14 protein-coding genes are annotated in these 15,467 nt (G+C 51.2%); 1 reads left to right on the plus strand and 13 read right to left on the minus strand.

The window, feature by feature from the left end; genetic code table 11:
* Nucleotides 1-87: 87 nt before the first annotated feature.
* The 7 genes from K0T92_RS09675 to K0T92_RS09705 all read right to left on the minus strand — a co-directional run bounded on the left by K0T92_RS09675 (nt 88) and on the right by K0T92_RS09705 (nt 8,320).
* Nucleotides 88-1,221, minus strand: coding sequence for a glycosyltransferase family 4 protein (locus tag K0T92_RS09675; RefSeq protein WP_219872259.1), 1,134 nt, complete (start codon nt 1,219-1,221; stop codon nt 88-90).
* 104 nt (nt 1,222-1,325) lie between these two features.
* Nucleotides 1,326-2,099, minus strand: a complete 774-nt coding sequence (locus tag K0T92_RS09680; RefSeq protein WP_219872260.1) for a WecB/TagA/CpsF family glycosyltransferase — start codon at nt 2,097-2,099, stop codon at nt 1,326-1,328.
* An 18-nt stretch (nt 2,100-2,117) separates the two neighbouring features.
* Complete coding sequence (gene csaB, locus K0T92_RS09685; protein WP_219872419.1) at nt 2,118-3,320, minus strand: polysaccharide pyruvyl transferase CsaB; 1,203 nt, start codon at nt 3,318-3,320, stop codon at nt 2,118-2,120.
* Nucleotides 3,266-5,377 carry a DUF5693 family protein gene (locus K0T92_RS09690; protein ID WP_343223680.1) on the minus strand — a complete coding sequence of 704 codons (2,112 nt, stop codon included), beginning with the start codon at nt 5,375-5,377 and terminating at the stop codon, nt 3,266-3,268. Before K0T92_RS09690 ends, csaB begins: the two co-directional genes overlap by 55 nt.
* Before the next feature lie 12 nt (nt 5,378-5,389).
* Entirely contained in the window at nt 5,390-7,087 is a 1,698-nt protein-coding gene (locus K0T92_RS09695) for a phospho-sugar mutase (RefSeq protein WP_219872261.1), read from the minus strand.
* 70 nt (nt 7,088-7,157) lie between these two features.
* The gene (gene fabZ, locus K0T92_RS09700) at nt 7,158-7,589 is read right to left on the minus strand and encodes a 3-hydroxyacyl-ACP dehydratase FabZ (protein ID WP_219872262.1); all 432 of its coding nucleotides are present in this window, start codon (nt 7,587-7,589) and stop codon (nt 7,158-7,160) included.
* Nucleotides 7,590-7,744: 155 nt separating this feature from the next.
* Entirely contained in the window at nt 7,745-8,320 is a 576-nt protein-coding gene (locus K0T92_RS09705; RefSeq protein WP_219872263.1) for a CDP-alcohol phosphatidyltransferase family protein, read from the minus strand.
* 241 nt (nt 8,321-8,561) lie between these two features.
* On the opposite strand from K0T92_RS09705, the gene K0T92_RS09710 reads away from it, so the two are divergent.
* On the plus strand, nt 8,562-10,748 hold the full coding sequence (locus K0T92_RS09710) for an Ig-like domain-containing protein (protein ID WP_219872264.1): 2,187 nt from the start codon (nt 8,562-8,564) through the stop codon (nt 10,746-10,748).
* A gap of 70 nt (nt 10,749-10,818) precedes the next feature.
* Here K0T92_RS09710 and K0T92_RS09715 read toward each other — a convergent pair whose 3' ends face one another.
* The 6 genes from K0T92_RS09715 to K0T92_RS09740 all read right to left on the minus strand — a co-directional run bounded on the left by K0T92_RS09715 (nt 10,819) and on the right by K0T92_RS09740 (nt 15,424).
* Nucleotides 10,819-11,178, minus strand: a complete 360-nt coding sequence (locus tag K0T92_RS09715; RefSeq protein WP_219872265.1) for a DNA-directed RNA polymerase subunit beta — start codon at nt 11,176-11,178, stop codon at nt 10,819-10,821.
* Nucleotides 11,179-11,195: 17 nt separating this feature from the next.
* The gene (locus K0T92_RS09720) at nt 11,196-12,017 is read right to left on the minus strand and encodes a flagellar hook-basal body protein (protein ID WP_219872266.1); all 822 of its coding nucleotides are present in this window, start codon (nt 12,015-12,017) and stop codon (nt 11,196-11,198) included.
* Between the two features lie 42 nt (nt 12,018-12,059).
* A complete protein-coding gene (locus K0T92_RS09725; RefSeq protein ID WP_219872267.1) occupies nt 12,060-12,926 on the minus strand; it encodes a flagellar hook-basal body protein in 867 nt (288 codons plus the stop codon).
* Between the two features lie 173 nt (nt 12,927-13,099).
* Entirely contained in the window at nt 13,100-14,095 is a 996-nt protein-coding gene (mreB, locus tag K0T92_RS09730) for a rod shape-determining protein (RefSeq protein ID WP_219872268.1), read from the minus strand.
* A gap of 104 nt (nt 14,096-14,199) precedes the next feature.
* Entirely contained in the window at nt 14,200-14,487 is a 288-nt protein-coding gene (spoIIID, locus tag K0T92_RS09735; RefSeq protein ID WP_188997743.1) for a sporulation transcriptional regulator SpoIIID, read from the minus strand.
* Nucleotides 14,488-14,692: 205 nt separating this feature from the next.
* Nucleotides 14,693-15,424, minus strand: coding sequence for a M23 family metallopeptidase (locus tag K0T92_RS09740; RefSeq protein ID WP_219872269.1), 732 nt, complete (start codon nt 15,422-15,424; stop codon nt 14,693-14,695).
* Nucleotides 15,425-15,467 lie beyond the last annotated feature (43 nt).

Below are 15,467 nucleotides of genomic sequence, written 5' to 3' on the forward strand. Positions count from 1 at the left end.
ATAGGCCGTATTCGACTCTGTTCGTCCCATACATCAATGCATACAAAAAACCTGGCTCCTTTCGGAACCAGGTTGTTCGGAATATTTCTATTTGGAGCGTGATTGCTCTGTACGCAAAACTACCCGTTGCAGGAAATTCAGAAGCGGCCGGCGAGATTTATCGACAATACCGATAAGCTCGGCGCCGATCTGCAGCACGAACACCAGCACAAGAATAATAACGAAGGTGATCCAGTTCGCCGCAGACGATTGGACAATCGTCGATTGCACAATTGCGCATATACCGAAAAATGCTGCGATAGCATAAATAATCAGAACCGTACGGCGATGGCTGAAGCCCAGCTCGCGCAAGCAGTGATGGAGATGCCCTTTATCCGGTGCAAATATCGGTTTCTTGTTCACCCAGCGGCGTACAATCGCGAAGAATGTATCCGAGAGCGGAACACCGATAATAAGCAATGGAACGAGGAACGAAACAACCGTTACCTGCTTGAAGCCGATCATCGACAGCGTTGCCAGGCTGAAGCCAAGGAACAGCGAGCCTGTATCACCCATAAAGATTTTGGCCGGATGAAAATTAAAGAACAGGAACCCGACTACGCCTCCCAGCAGTAGCGCGCTAAGCAAAATAACAGGCACAAAGCCCATTACCGTGGCCATTACAAGAATCGTACCGATCGCAATAGCCGAGACACCAGCTGCAAGCCCGTCCAAGCCATCGATCAGATTGATCGCATTGGTAACGCCAACGATCCAGAGAATCGTCAGAGGAATACTAAGCCATGCTGCCACCGGCTGCATGGACTCCCCGAATGGAATATTGAGCAGGTCGATCTTGACGCCGAAGCCTAGCACAACAACACTTGCCGCAATAATTTGACCAACCAGCTTTACTTTCGCTGACAGCTCGAAGCGGTCGTCCAATACGCCTATTACAATAATGATGCTTCCACCCGTAAGCAGCGCATTGATCAGATTGGTGTCATAGTTGCGGAGCAGTCCATCAGGTATAAAGGGTTTGATCGCAAAATAAGCGCCGACAAAGGCGGCATATATTCCTAAACCGCCAAGACGCGGCATAATTCTTGTATGAACTTTTCTGTGGTTAGGCTTGTCTATAGCACCGATCTTGAATGCCAATTTAATGACAAGTGGTGTAATTAATACCGCCAGAGTTAGTGATACGATAAATCCGATTACATAAAGAAAGCCTTCAGCCATCTTCATCTCCCTCTCAAATGCTAGTGCCGGAATGAATTATACTCCGTTTGAAAAAGAAACTCCACTCTTATTTTCAAGCAATTTTCACGAAATTCTCGAACTTTTCAGGTGGTTGGACGATGTTTTCGGACGTTTTCTTTATCTCGCATCACTTTCACTACGAATTTCGGCAATGCATACATTCTTTTGTACCTGGTTGGCTGCTTCAAAAGACGATACAACCATTCCAATCTTAGCTTCTGGACAATTCTTGGAGCACGTTTCAGAACTCCTGCAATGATATCAAAAGTGCCGCCCACACCCATCATTATCGGCACAGCCAGCTGATCCTTGTACCGGCCTATCCAAGGCTCTTGCGTATCGACAGCTCTGGCGACAAACAGCATGTCGGGCTTGCTGTCACGAATTTGCTGAATAACAGATGCATCATCTTCCGGGCCGAAGAAACCGTTATGGTAACCTGCAATGATAATGCCGGGATACTGCTCTTGAAGCTTCTTTGCTGTGATTTCGATTACTGTCTGGGAAGAGCCCAGCAGATAAACACGCCAGCCGCGCGACTGGCCTACGCCCAGCAGCTGGTGCATCAAGTCAAAGCCAGCTACACGTTCAGCAACTGGTTCACCAATGCGGGAAGCTGCCCAGACGACGCCTGTCCCATCCGGCACTACAAGCTCCGCTCCGCACATTACCCGGTGGAAAGCTTGATTCTCCAGCCCCGTCATAACCATGATGGGATTGCCGGTTATGACCTGCGTCGTCACACCTTGTTCAACACGCTGAGTCAAATATTTGACCGTATCCTGCATATTTAGTTTGGAAAACCGAATACCGTATATAGAAACTGTCGGCACGCTTTGAACTGCAGACTGGCTCATTGCTTGATGTCACCTCTATTATGATTGACGCAGAAGCGCAGAAATTTGTTGCGCAGGCCTGCGTGCTTCTTGCTTTAATTTGTCGATTGCGCTGCGATGTGTCTGCAGCCACTCTTCCGGCTTGTCCAGCAGCTTGATCGCCGCTGACGCAAATATAGCCGGCTCAAGCGATTCCGTGGTGCCGACAGGCGTTAGCCCGATCCGGTTCAAGAACTGGTCGATCTTGGGGTCGTAGGAGAGCCCCAGCATCGGCACCGATTGGTTGGCTGCGTATATGAGCGCGTGCAGCCGCATGCCGAATAGTACGTCGCAGCGGCTGACCTCCAGCAGCATTTGCTGGGGGTCGTCGCCGGGCTCGGCGATCTCGGCCACGCTTGCGCCGAGATCGCCGAGCTGCCCCAACACCCATCGTGACGCTTCTGCGTCTGATGGGGTGTGAAAGGGCAGGAACCGCAGCCGCACCGCCCGGCTGCGGGCCAGCGCGCCCAGCGCCGCGGCCGCGCGCGCCAGGTCGGCGCCATCCTTGCGCCAATGGCGCAAGGACACGCCGACCACCGGCAGGCGCTCCGCCGCCGGGCTGGCGGCTTCGCCGCCTCCAGGGGCCGCAGCTGTGCCAGCGGCCCCCGCTCCCGCGCCGCCAAGCCCCGGCGCGGTCGGCAGCGGGAGCCCCATGACCGGATCGGGCACAACATCGATCCGGTCATGGGGCACGCCCATCCGCCCAAGCAAAGCGGCGGATTCGGCGTCCCGCACCGAAATGTACGCGCTGCGCCGCATGACGCCGCGGATCAGCCGATCCATCCACCGGCGATTGACTGGTCCGATGCCTTGCGCGTACACGAACGTCGGCTTGCGCAGCAGCTGCGCGAGCCGCAGCACGCCCGTATAATACGGGATCGTCTTGATTCCCGTCGCATCCTGCAGCAAGCTTCCGCCGCCGCTGATGAGGCCGTCGCTGCTGCGAATCGCCCGAATAACCTCGCCAAGACGCATCCGATGCACGGCCTCCACGCCATACATCTCGCTCGTCCATGCCGGATCAATGGACAGAACGACGGGAACAATGCTCACTCCCTGCCGCGCGCCTTCCTCCTGAAGAGCGAACAGAATAGATTTCAATACCGCTTCATCGCCGCTATTGCGATATCCGTAATAGCCGGAAATCACTACTCGCCGTTTTTGAATTGCCGTCTTACCTGTTCCAGTCGAGGTGCTACCCATCGCCGCCAAACTCCTTCCCCAGCCTGCCAAACCGCAATCAATACAAGTCCGAACAGGGCGCCGAGTACAAGACCAAGCGATACACGAATAAGCGAGATTGCAAGCGGTGTATGGATATGCGCAAAGGTATCCACAAGCGAAAGCTGGCCGATTGCAGCTACTATAAACAATACCCACGCCGCGCGGTAACGAAGCGCAAGGAAAAGTCCGAACAGGAAAAGCGGATGCGACAGCATAAATTCCTTGAACCGGGGACGCACTCCGATTGTCGTCTCAAGCAAATTCCGGATGATCATTTCCACTCCGGTCACCTGACCCTCGTTGCCGGTGCGGGACAAATAATACATCCCGGCAGCGCCAAGCACCACCCCGCCTACGACCCACAGCACCGTAATCGGCATCATGAGCAGCTTGCGCAGATTGCCAAGCACAGAATCGCCTGTGTATAGGAACACGTACAGCGCGGTCAGGCCAATTGGCGCCAAATGCAGCAAGCCTACGCCACGAAACTGATCAAGCACGAGCGAATATTTGATGCTGTTCAATAATCCGAACACAAACGGCACACCCGCCAACGAAATGATCGAGGTAGCCGCGAATAAAGCAATCGCCATCTTCAATCGACGTCCGGCAGCAAAACCCGGGAATATCCAGCGTTCTCCCACATTTGCCGCAGTCTCGATATCGCCGCCAACAGCTCTGCGATTTCCTACCGTATGGGCTTTTACCCGATTAATGGCCCATATCAAGGCAAGTGTCGGCGCACTGATAGCAGCTCCAAGCGCCAGCCCTTGCTCCAGTACAGACGGTGACAATACATAAAGCCCTGCACTGCCGATAAGACCGATCACAAACACCGGAATATTCACGCCAGGCACGAACGCGGCGATAAGCAATGCGATAAGAGCAACAGCTCCAAGCGCCACAAGCCCTTTAAGCGCCTTCTGCCAAGACGTCATATCCGTTCTTGCGTCGAAAGCTTCCGCTGTGCCCGTTGTAAAGCCCCATTTTTCTATTTTGGCGATCGCGCCATCTTTGCCTTGCAGCGACTCATAAATATTGTTCAGCGAGTTCGTAATAGACGATTTCGTAATATCGCTCATCGGCGCTCCGTTCAGATAGAACATCCGAATGTTGCGATCCTTAACCGCCAGTTGGAAGCGGTCGGCGATTTCATCCGCCTTCATGCCCGTTGCATCGACATCCGACAGCGAGTATATTCGGGTCACATTATAATCGAGCAAATAACCAAGCGTACCGATACCCTTCTGCGGCTTGGAGTTTTCAATTGCAGCTATGCCGATGCCGTTCTCATTGAGAATATCAGCGAATGTATATAAGCTCTTCTTCTCCTCATTGTCAGCAAAGCCCTTCACCGCATCCCCATCGAACAGAATCCGCTTCACGCCTAGCGCCTTGTACGAAGAGATCAGCTCACTAACAGCATTCTCATCATAAGGAACACGATCCGAGAGACGAGGCAGAATCGCAAGACCAGCATCCTGAATGGCCTGCAATGCCATAGGATCCGGACTCATCAGCTTTAACTTGGCATCCTCATACGGCGTTTCCAGCACTAATCCGGAATAATCCCCTTCCGAAAAAGGCCGAACAACAATCCCCCACTTCTCAAAAGCCGATTCAATCAGCGGGCGAAGCACCGATTCCTCGCGGCTGCCGGCGAATATAACATAAGTAAAATTCTCATTGACCGGCGCCAGCTTGCCATTGATTCCGTTCAAGGATGTTGAATTGTATACGGATATCCGTCCAGCCCAGCTAAGCTCCTCAAGCGAGCTTTCGAATACCGCCATCGTTTCAATACCCGCTTCTTTCATTTTGCCTAGATGCTCCTGAATAAATTCCTGCGGGTGCGCCTGATACGATGCAATCTGGACCAGATCCTTATAATCATATACAAATTCTACTGAATTGGCCGATTGCTCCATCCCCCAGCGGGAAATTCCAAGCGGGATCGCGGCAATAATGCCGATCAGAGTTACTATCAACATGAACGTCTGTGCTTTGCGATTCCATTGCTGCCAGTTTAGCTGCACACTTTCCACTCCTTAAGCCTTGTTGTCTACCCGTTCCATTACCGCCTGAGTCAGGTGTTTCACAGCTGCAACCGCCTCATCCTGCGTCGTACCGCGAACAGCAAAATACACTTTAATCTTAGGCTCCGTGCCTGATGGACGAAGACAGAACCACGAGCCGTCGGACAACATGAATTTCAACACATTCTCACGGGGCAGGCCGTCCAGTCCTGTTAAATAATCAAGCATTCTGTCTACTTTGACACCCGCTACTTCAGCTGGCGGATTGCTGCGCCAATCTTCCATAATGGCTGCAATCTGCTGCACGCCATCCAGACCTTTGAGCGTCCGCGATTCCAGATGCTCCATGTAGGTTCCGAACCGCGCATACAGCTCCTGCAGCACATCGTACAGCGTTTTTCCTTGACTCTTATAATAGGCGGCCGCTTCACAAATCAAAAGCGAGGCAATGACCGCATCCTTGTCGCGGGCATAAGTGCCTGCCAAATAGCCATAGCTTTCCTCATAGCCAAACAAGAAGACCCGCTCGCCGGACTGCTCGTATTGCGTCATTTTTTCGCCGATGTATTTGAAGCCGGTCAGCGTATTGACGACATCAGCGCCATAATGGCGGGCGATATCCGCTCCCATCTCGCTGGTAACAATCGTCTTGATTACAACGCCGTTATCCGGCAGCTGTCCCCGCTCCTTCAACGTGCCCAATAAATAATCGACCATAATTGCGCCTGACTGGTTACCTGTCAGCACGACATACTCGCCCTCGTTATTGCGGACAACCGCACCCATCCGGTCACAATCCGGATCCGTTCCGATAATGATATCCGCGCCGGTCTTCTGCGCCAGAGCTATCGCGAGTGTGAACGCTTCGCGCTCCTCCGGGTTCGGAGACTTTACTGTGCTGAAATAACCATCCGGCTGTTCCTGCTCAGGAACAACATGAACATGCTTGAAGCCCGCTTGCTTCAGCACCTGGCGAACCGGCAAATTGCCTGCGCCATGCAGCGGAGTAAATACGACCTGGAATGAATCGCCGAGGCCGCCCTTCAGAAGCTCGCCATTCAAGCTGTTGGATACGACAGTATCCACATATTGACGGTCTTCCTCTTCTCCGAGCCAGCGCAGCAATCCCTTCGCTTCGGCTTCTTCGCGGCTTATACGCCGCACCTGATCAAAGCCAGTCACTTGCTGAATAGCGCCAATGACCTGCTCCGCATCCTCAGGCACAAGCTGGCAGCCGTCCGACCCGTAAGCCTTGAAGCCATTATACTCGGGCGGATTGTGGCTGGCAGTTATTACGATACCGCTCGTTGCACCCAGACTGCGGACTGCAAATGAGAGCTGCGGCGTCGGGCGCAGTGACGGGAATAGATAAGCAGTCACCCCGTTGCCTGCGAGCACCAGAGCAGCGTCCAGCGCAAACTCCGGGGAATTATTGCGCGAGTCATACGCAATAACGACAGAAGGCTTGCCGCTCTTGCCAAGCACCCACTCGGCAAGACCTTGGGTTGCTTTGCCTACAGTGTACGTATTCAGGCGGTTCGTTCCCGCGCCCATAACACCGCGCAAGCCGCCGGTGCCGAACTCAAGTTCACGGTAGAATCGATCTTCAATTTCCTTGGCATCACCGGCGAGAGCGCGGAGCTCCTCCTTGGTTGCCTCATCAATAAGTGCGTCATTGAGCCATGCTTCATAACGATTCATTGGTGTCATCTTTATCGATCCTTCCTCTCCATTGAGTTCTACTATGTATCTATGTCATCAATTCCTGCTGTCAGCGTTGTTATTCAGGATCCTTCAGGGCAAACATAATCTCGCCCTCTGCAACCACTTTGTCTCCTACCTTCGCGGTCGCTTGCCCTTTGCCAACGATCCCTTTAAGCCGGATAATCTCGACTTCCAAAGTAAGCGTATCGCCAGGAACAACCTGACCGCGGAAGCGGAAATTGTCAATGCCGGCGAAGAACCCGATTTTGCCGCGGTTGCCCTCAACCATAAGGATTGCTACCGTACCTACCTGGGCAAGCGCCTCCACGATCAGAACACCCGGCATAACCGGATATTGCGGGAAGTGCCCTGTGAAGAAAGGCTCGTTCATCGTAACATTCTTAATGCCGACAGCCCGTTTGCCAACTTCAACCTCCAGAATGCGGTCAATGAGCAGAAATGGCGGCCTGTGCGGTATAATCTCCTGGATTTGGCGAATATCTAACATCAAATATGTACCCCTTTCAAGTTCAAGTTATAAAATCAATCGTAACAAGCCATAATAAATCCATCCTTCGTGAACTGCAGACATGGAGGTTAAGATAAGGGAGCTTGGCCGGTTGACCCGAAGTGTCCAGCGGCCAGGCTTCTTTTGTGCAGCCGTCAAGCTTGACGGCGTTCATCTACTCTAATCCCCTCATCCTCAATGACTGCCTCTGTCTCTGCAACGTCCTCATCCTTGTTCAATCCGACGAACAGAAGAATATAAATAAAAGACGTTACAAAAGAAAAGACGATGACCCCCCATAAATAAGCTTTGGCAAACGGCATTTCGAAGAAAATAAAGAGGATTGCCAAATAATAAAGCACCGTCGTTAATTTCCCCATCCAATTGGCCGGTACTGTCTTCTTACCCCGAAAATGAAAGAATGCCGAACCCGCGATCATGCCCAAATCCCTTATGAAAATAGCCGCCCCTGCGCTCCATGGAATATGTCCGGTAATAAGCAGGGATAGTATGACTGTAATCATCATCGTTTTGTCTGCCAGCGGATCAAGCATGGCGCCGATTGTTGTTACTTGGCCGTTCTTGCGGGCAAGATAACCGTCAAGCACATCAGTCAGTCCAGCCGCGACAATCACTGCAAACGCCCATATCATATGACCAGGTACAAAGATGGCGACGTAAACGGGAATCAATGCAAAACGAAGCAATGTCAACATATTAGGCAGATTCAAACGCTCACGCCTCCTTACCTTTTGGGATGACGCTTCAAAGTTCCCCACCCATTATACCTCTACACTAGGAAAAATAAAACTGTCAGACCTTATAGCCTTCACGCCTTGCGCCCTATTTCGAATATCCTAATTGCATGATTTATATGGAAAGTATTGGCGAAACCCTTCAATTTCGCGACCTTCTAGCCGTTAACTATATATAGTAGTAGAAATCGTTGAAGCTGGAGGGAACATATTCATCATGAACCAATTACAATTGGCCGTTAAGAATCGGCTCATGCGGTCTTGGCTGGCCAGTATGCTGGCGATCGCACTGACACTGTCCGCTTTCTCAGGAATCGCATTTGCCGAGGATACCGTAACCGGCATTGAATTCGAGACGATTCCATCACCGGCAAAGCTGTTTGTTGATGACGAAACCATTGTCCTCAAGTTAAATGCAATCATTCAAGGCACGACCTCAAGAAAGGATGTCACCCAAGACGCAGTTTGGGCATCCACTAATTCTTCTATTGTGAAGGTGGATAAAGGCACTCTAACAGCCGTCAGCAACGGCAGCGCCCAGATCAGCGCCCAATATAAAGGGTTCAAAGTGACGCTTAACGTAACCTCAGAATACAAGTACGACAGTATAGCAATTACTGCAAGCGGCGCAGATGCTCCTGAATCAGCTGATCTTGAGCTCGGAGCAACGCCGGAGTATGGATTGACCGCAACGAAGGATGGAGCAGATACGACTGTAACATCCGGCGTAGAATGGACCAGCTCCAATGCCGAGGTCGCTACTGTCAGCAGCGGCAAAGTAAAGCTAATCTCAGCAGGAGAAGCTACAATTACCGCCAAGTACAAGGGCCGTTCAGATACAATCAAATTAAAAGTAACCTCTCCTTACAAGTCCGTCACCATCCAGACTCCGGCCAATACGGATAAGCTTGTAGAGTTCAAGGTAGGGGATTCTTCCGCCAGCCTTTCGGCAACAGCGCTATCGAAAGCAGGCATCAGCACATCGATTACCAACGATGCTGCTTGGACGACCTCCAATGCAGGCATCGCTACTGTGGACAAAGGAATCCTTACTCCTGTCGGCACAGGAACAGCAACCATTACAGCCTTCCACCTTGGAGCGAGCGATACCATCACCGTTGTCGTGCGACCTGCCTATGAAGCGATGCGGATCACCCCTAAGGAAGAGCAGCATTGGACGCTAAAGGATGCGGCAGTACAGTTCAAGGTTGAGGTGCTTAACGCTCCTGATTATGTAGAAGACGTGACCAGTCTTGCAACCTGGACCTCCAGCAATGTCTATACGGCAACTGTAAATGCCAACGGTCTTGTAACACCTAAAGGGATCGGTACTACGATGATCAAAGCGGCTTACAAAGGCTTGACCAAGGAAGTATCCATCACCGTATATCCGACTGTCAGCAGTCTCACAGCTGCCAAGAACGAATTGGATGCTTTCATTGACGAAACGATCACGATGCCCAAAATTTCAGCCAAATCACTTGCAGAAGAGACCGTTGATGTATCCAGTCTCGTACGCTGGACAAGCAGTAATGAAGCAGTTGTCGCTTTGAAAGACGGCAAATGGACTGCCAAAGCTGCTGGAACCTCACAAATGAAAGCCGTTATTCAGAATCACGAAGTGACTGTTACAATTAATGTGCACGAGAAGCCCGTCCTATTGACGGCAGCACAAGAGAACCTGTCCGTAGTCATCGGCACAGAAACCAAGCTCCCGACGATAACGATGACAAGCGAGACCGGCAAAGAAACCGATGTAACCGACAAAATAACGTGGAAGAGCTCTTCCCCCTACTTGCTTATCAATGCCCCCAATGTGAAGGGGCTGCGTTCTGCCAACGCAACGCTGACTGCCTCCTACTTGGGCAAGTCAACAACGATCAAAGTTTCAATCGAAGAAGAAATTACCAAGGTATTCGTTGAAGCAGCATCTATTACGCTGAATCCAGGACGTACCAAGTCAATCAAAGTGACAGGCATCTATAAAAGCGGCAAGTCCGTAGCACTGGGCTCCAAGATGAACTGGACAATCAACCCTGAGACACTTGCTACAATTAATGGAAGTACAATCAAAGGGTTGGCTGAAGGCACTGGCAAGCTGACAGGAACTTACCAGAAGAAAACGGTCGAGATCGTTATTGTGGTCAAGCAGAAGATTAAGAAGCTCGACATATCCGATAAGACGTTGGCTCTTAAACCTGGCGATGTCAAAACGTTAAAGGTGACTGCGCTGTATGAAGGCGGCCGTATCGAAGATGTTACGAAGTCTGCGACATGGACCAGTTCCAATGCCAAGGCAGCGACCGTTGCAGGAGGCGTTATTACCGTAATTGGCAAAGGCTCCGCAACGATCAAAGCAGTATTCGAGGGCAAGACTGTTACAATGAGAGTATCAGCCAAATAAGCCGGCACAGCATAACATAGGGCCCCTGCTCAGTGAGCAGGGGCCCTTATAACGATCATATAGCGACATATCAGTCCGCAAACACCAGATCGTACATATGCTTCCACGTAGACCATTTGAACGCATCAGATCCCGGTTTATCTCCAACAATAACAAATCCGATATACAACCCGATTAACAATATTAGAATGCAAAGGATCGGGACAATGCTCTTGAGCAGCATCCAAAGCAGAATTCGCAGGACTAGTGGCCGTTCTGATCGGCCATCCCAATTCTCCTCCTGCTCACGTTCCCTATTCCGGCTTTCCAGCCTGCTAACCTGCGGTTCTCCCGATGACTGGTTGTCCCTGGAAGCATCCCCCATCAATCTGGATCGCTCCGCATGTGAGACCCCTTCTATTCCCGCAGCTGTTTCTTTCTTCGTTTCCATACTAGTCAACTCATTTCCTACCCGCGCAGATTGTTGGCGAGCCCCATCATCGTTTCACTCGAGGACAACGCTCTTGCACTTAATTGATAAGCGCGCTGCACATTAATCAGTTCTGTCATTTCATCTGTAAGATTCACATTGGATTGCTCCAGATAACCTTGGTGAATCGCTATTCCATTATCTCCTCCAGCTGTAACAGCGCGAACAATATCATCCGCATTCAGACCGTCTGCAACTGCGAACAGGTTGTCCGCTACTTGAGTAAGCAGAGCGGGCTTAACCGCTTGAACCAATCTCAATTGCCCGAGCTGAATAGCTGCCCCTGAGCCCAGGATGCCCAGTACAGTTCCGTCAGTCTCGATACGAACCGACTTGGCTTCCGCAGGTATGACGATTCGTTGGCCATTAACGCCTGTGAGCGGATAACCATCCTTGGTCGTCAAAATATTCGTTCCCGCAGCGTCAAAAGTCGCTTGAAGCGCGCCGCCTCTTGTATAGGCACGGTTGCCGGCATCATCTGTCATCACTTCAAACAAAGCATCGCCTTCGATTGCAAGATCGTATTGCTCGTTCGTCTGCTGCAACGGGCCTTGCGACAAATCAGGCTGAATCATCGTCAGACGCGCGCCCCAGCCTTGATTAAAGCCTAGAGGCGTCAGCCGTCCGGGCTGTGCGAAGGCTTCCGGCTGCTGCTTAAGCGTAGTAAGCAGATCCTCGAATGTCCCTTGCTTGCGTTTATAACCTGCCGTATTAACATTGGCAATATTGTCGGCGAGCATATCCAGCTTCTGCTGCAAGCCGTTCATAGATACCATCGCATTAATCATAGAGCCGTTCATCTGGCGGCCTCCTTCAATATCTCATCACTAGCCGGTTAGGTATCAGACCCGTCCCACTTCATTGACAGCCTTATCAAGGCTGCGGTCATAGAACTGAACAACCTTCTGATTCGCTTCGTAAGCACGCATGGCGGACATCAGGTCTACCATTGATTGTGCAGGATCAACATTGGAGCGCTCTATGTAGCCTTGACGGACTTCAACGCGATCTCCGGGCTCAAGCGGCCGCGCATTGCCGGCGGCTTCACCCAGCAAGCGGAATTTACCGTCTCCTTCGCGGACAAGCTCATTGGGATTGTCTACCCGAGTAAGCAGCAGCTGCCCTACCGAAGTACCCGTTAAGTTATTGATTAATTGAAAGTCCGGCGAGAGCGTCAATTGATCCATGGACACACCGGCTGGCAATTGAATTGGCGTGCCGCCCGCCCCAAGAACTCTGGAGCCGTCAGCCATCGTAAGATATCCCTGCTCGTCCACTGTGAATTTGCCCGCACGAGTGTAACGAGGCTCACCGCTGGCATCCTCAATAGTGAAGAAGGCCTGCGGCTGGAATGTTAATTCGCCGTCCTCCGAAACATATTTCCCGGATGCATCGAATCTGATGCCCGGCACTTCGATATCAGACATAATAGCGAAATCGCTGGAGCGGTTGGTCTGCATAAGATCGCCCTGCAGCTGAATCTGCAGGCTTTCCTCTGCAAAGACACCCGTATTGATCCGCCCGATTGATTTCCCCTGTCCTTCCTCAACCCCAGTCAGTTGAAGCAGCATCTCAGGGAACGAACGAGTCACCGCGTTATTCTGCTTATAACCCGGTGTGTTGATGTTCGATATGTTGTTCGTAACCGTATCATGACGGTTCTGCTGCGCAACCATACCTGCCGCAGCCGTATATAGACCTCTTAGCATGGAGCTAACCTCCCGGTATCAAAAGCGTACGCTTTAATCATTTCCGTATCTATAAGTTATATCGGATAATGAATCCGCATGATGAATAGTCGTCTATGCGGCTTAAGACTCATTTACTCACCTCGGCGCGCTCCCCTAAAGCGCCCTACCTATGAATAAATGTCCAGCGGTTGCTATTTCTTCCGTGGAACACGGTCCAAGTATTCCAGCAGCAGCCCCGTTCCTTTAACAACGCAATGCATCGGATCTTCCGCAATAAGCACCGGAACCTTGAGTTCTTCCGCAAGCAGCGCGTCTAGCCCTGATAACATGGCACCGCCGCCAGTCAGAATAACGCCACGATCAATGATATCCGCAGATAACTCCGGCGGAGTCCGTTCCAGCACCGATTTGGCCGCCGAGACAATAGAAGAGACCGGTTCCCACAGCGCTTCGCGAACTTCTTCCGAATGAATCGTCAGCGTAAGCGGCAAACCGGTAACCATATCCCGTCCACGGATGTCCATTTCCTCATGGCGGCCATCCTCATATACCGTGCCGATCTTGATTTTAATATCTTCGCTCGTCCGTTCACCGATCAAGAGCTTGTATTTGCTCTTGATATATTTCATAATTGCCGCATCGAACTTGTCCCCTGCGACTTTAATAGAAGAGGCGGTAACGACATCGCCCATAGAAAGGACGGCTACATCTGTCGTACCACCGCCGATATCAACAACCATATTGCCGCTTGGCTGATAAATATCCATCCCTGCGCCGATTGCTGCTGCCTTTGGCTCCTCTTCCAAGAAAACGTCTCTAGCTCCGCTCCGTTCAGCCGCTTCGCGGATTGCCTTCTGCTCTACCGAAGTAATATTCGTCGGCGCACAGATCAGAATCCGCGGACGGCTGTACCAGGAGCGACCGCCTACACGGTCGATAAAAGCTTTGAGCATAATTTCTGTAATTTCGAAGTCAGCGATTACGCCATCTCGAAGCGGGCGTATGGCGATAATGTTGCCTGGTGTCCGTCCCACCATACGGTGTGCTTCTTCTCCAACAGCCAGCACACGCTTCGTCTCGCTTTCGATCGCAACGACCGAAGGCTCATCGAGAACGACGCCCCTTCCCTTCACATGAATGGAGACATTCGCTGTACCAAGATCAATTCCGATATCCTTGCTAAACATAAGTCGTAGGTCCTCCAACGCGAATAGTAGTCGATCCAATATTCATCTCGTACAGTATTCGCTAAATTGAACGAAATTCCTCTATTTTTTGCAGAAAAAATCGCTTACGATTTTGCTGCAGCCAGCACCTCGCGTTTGCGTCCGCTGGTTTTCTTATACTTGATTTTAGTCGCTTCTCCTCCCCTCAGGTGCCGGATCGATTTGTGATACTCCAGAATGTGTTTTACCTGGTCGGCCAAATCAGGATTTATTTCCGGCAGACGCTCGGTCAAATCCTTGTGCACCGTGCTTTTGGAGACGCCAAACTCTTTGGCGATCGTTCTTACCGTATGCTTCGTCTCGACGATGCAACGGCCGATCTTTATGGTCCGTTCCTTGATGTAATCGTGCACGCTCCCGCCTCCCTACTCGAGATAGTTTGGTACAGTATATGAGGGGTACGGGTATATATTCTTTATGTCCAAGCGTGACAAGCCTAGATCAAGCAAATATTTTCATAAAAAGGGGGTCTTGAGAATCAGAAAAGTCACTATAACATGGCAAAAGACAGGGATTCCCCTGCCTCTGCTGTCATCACTGCCGGAGCGGCTTGAAGCTCTACTGCTCCAGCAAAATATTCGGATTAACCGCTTTGCCATTCTCCCGCACTTCAAAATGCAAGTGAGTGCCAAGCTCCTTCTCAAGCTCGCTGCGTCCCGCTTTGGCGATCAGCGTGCCTTGCTTCACTTCGTCTCCAACTTTCACTTGTACATCCGAGACACTTTGATACACCGTAACTATACCGTCTGCATGCTTCATCTCGATAATGCTGCCAATCAGAGGATGCTGCTCTGCAACTGTAACCTTGCCGCTCAGCGCTGCCATGACGTCGAAAGACTTGTCATTCTTGCTGGATAGATCAATGCCCATATGCGGCGTGTACGTATTGCCCGTCTGAATCATAGCCGCCTGCCTCTGTTCACTAGAAGCTGATGCATCATAGAATGGAGCCGTCACAATCAGCTCGGCATGATTGAGAACCGGCCACTGCAGTGTCTCATTCGACGAAGCTACCTCCAGTGTCTCTTCGTTAATTGCTGCGTCGGTGCTCTCATCCGTACCTTGACTGACCTCGAGGCTTGTGTTGCCAGTAGTCTTAGATGTTTCGGCTGCGCCTCCGTAGATCCACATTAAGGTTACGATGATTGCTGCCGCGGCCATAAATGCTGCTGGTGCTGTCCACTTTTTCGACAGCAGCTTTCTCCATGCAGAAGGTCTTACGGCAGTTCCTCCCATTCCATTCGATTTGGGAGCGTCTTCTTTAAGCCTAGGTTTGTTTTGATCATTCATTATCCATCACCTCACTAGCCATTGTTGCCACAACCTAGCAGTT

This window comes from Paenibacillus oenotherae, from assembly GCF_019443105.1.
Classification (GTDB): domain Bacteria; phylum Bacillota; class Bacilli; order Paenibacillales; family Paenibacillaceae; genus Paenibacillus_Z; species Paenibacillus_Z oenotherae.

Coding starts and splice junctions, on each gene's coding strand:
- K0T92_RS09675 (WP_219872259.1), bottom strand. CDS start 1,221: ATGGCTGAAGGCTTTCTTTATGTAATCGGATTTATCGTATCACTAACT.
- K0T92_RS09680 (WP_219872260.1), bottom strand. CDS start 2,099: ATGAGCCAGTCTGCAGTTCAAAGCGTGCCGACAGTTTCTATATACGGT.
- csaB (WP_219872419.1), bottom strand. CDS start 3,320: ATGGGTAGCACCTCGACTGGAACAGGTAAGACGGCAATTCAAAAACGG.
- K0T92_RS09695 (WP_219872261.1), bottom strand. CDS start 7,087: ATGACACCAATGAATCGTTATGAAGCATGGCTCAATGACGCACTTATT.
- fabZ (WP_219872262.1), bottom strand. CDS start 7,589: ATGTTAGATATTCGCCAAATCCAGGAGATTATACCGCACAGGCCGCCA.
- K0T92_RS09710 (WP_219872264.1), top strand. CDS start 8,562: ATGAACCAATTACAATTGGCCGTTAAGAATCGGCTCATGCGGTCTTGG.
- K0T92_RS09715 (WP_219872265.1), bottom strand. CDS start 11,178: ATGGAAACGAAGAAAGAAACAGCTGCGGGAATAGAAGGGGTCTCACAT.
- K0T92_RS09720 (WP_219872266.1), bottom strand. CDS start 12,017: ATGAACGGCTCTATGATTAATGCGATGGTATCTATGAACGGCTTGCAG.
- K0T92_RS09725 (WP_219872267.1), bottom strand. CDS start 12,926: ATGCTAAGAGGTCTATATACGGCTGCGGCAGGTATGGTTGCGCAGCAG.
- mreB (WP_219872268.1), bottom strand. CDS start 14,095: ATGTTTAGCAAGGATATCGGAATTGATCTTGGTACAGCGAATGTCTCC.
- K0T92_RS09740 (WP_219872269.1), bottom strand. CDS start 15,424: ATGAATGATCAAAACAAACCTAGGCTTAAAGAAGACGCTCCCAAATCG.